Origin of the sequence: Deinococcus pimensis DSM 21231, assembly GCF_000519345.1 — a bacterium.
Classification (GTDB): Bacteria; Deinococcota; Deinococci; order Deinococcales; family Deinococcaceae; genus Deinococcus_A; species Deinococcus_A pimensis.
Genome location: NZ_KI912661.1, coordinates 2,293 through 3,429, shown reverse-complemented (window position 1 = coordinate 3,429; position 1,137 = coordinate 2,293). Strand labels below are relative to the sequence as shown.

1 protein-coding gene and 1 pseudogene are annotated in these 1,137 nt (G+C 66.8%); one reads left to right on the top strand and one right to left on the bottom strand.

Features of this window, described 5'->3' with window-relative positions; translation table 11 throughout:
• On the bottom strand, window positions 1-420 hold a 420-nt coding region (locus DEIPI_RS32170; protein WP_045234599.1), incomplete at its 3' end, for a diadenylate cyclase.
• A gap of 303 nt (window positions 421-723) precedes the next feature.
• On the opposite strand from DEIPI_RS32170, the pseudogene DEIPI_RS40190 reads away from it, so the two are divergent.
• Window positions 724-1,137 (top strand): annotated as a pseudogene (locus DEIPI_RS40190) (hypothetical protein); the annotation flags it as partial.

Here is a 1,137-nt window from a genome sequence, read left to right as displayed (position 1 = left end):
GACGCCCGTCGCGGCGTACTCCCCGAGGGGCGTGCGCCGCTCGATCGCGATGAGGGCGCCCGTGCGGCGCTCGGCCATGCGTTCGGTGGCGCGCGAGAGTTCCTGCAGGGTCGCGCCGAGACTGCCGGAGTCACGGATGCGCGGACGTCCGATGCGCTCGAGCGCGGCGCGCAGTTCGGGCTGGAAGAGCACGACGAGCGCGAACAGGCCGACCGTGCCGACCCGTCCGAGCAGGTAGCTGAGGGTGGTGAGGTCGAGGAGGTTCGACGCGAGCCACACGGCGCCGAACACGAGGACGCCACGCACGACGTTCACGGCGCGCGTGCCGCTCACGAGCAGGTAGCCCTGGTAGATCAGGGTGGTGACGATCAGGATGTCGACGACGTCCCTCACGCCGATGGCCCCGAGATTTGAGATCAACACTCCCCCTGTGCCTCCCCGATCGCGCGTGGCGCGGCGGTCACATCGAACATCCTCACCACTATAGGAGATAATTCCCGGCGTTCCGGTGCGCGCTCCCGACATGCCTCGTGACATGCGGATCAATTCGCCGGACCATAAACAAAAGAGTTCCGTTACGTCTGCACAGAATCGTCCGCTCATCCCAGAAAAACCCGCTCGACAACGACGATTATTCTGGTATCGTAATGTGAAATTGACCGTGTTCTCATCGTGGCGGGGGACACCCTGGTGAATGCCGTCGCGTGACAAGTGGGGGAATCAATGAAGGGTTCCGTTCGATACATCCTCACCCGTCCCTGCCTTTCCGAGGGCAGCGTGCGTCTCCTGAAGTACCTCGAGGCCGTCTTCCCTCAGGACGGCCCCGTCTCCCTCCTCGACGATCGCGGCCACGAACACCAGGGCCGCGTGGACCGCCGCGCGGGCCGTGTCTACGGTCTGCGCGACCTCTACAGCGCCCACAACCTCGGCGTGAACGACGTGCTGCTCATCACCGCCCTCGCCGAGGGACGCTACCAGGTGGACTGCGTCGTCAAGCCCCACCAGGACCGTGTCTCCACGCCCCCCAGGCCCCGCCAGCCCGAGGCGCCCACCCGCGTCGTGGTCAGCCAGAGCCCCTACGTCCGCGAGGTGAGGCTCGAACGTCGCCCCGCCACGCCCGAGGCGCGCGCGGCGACC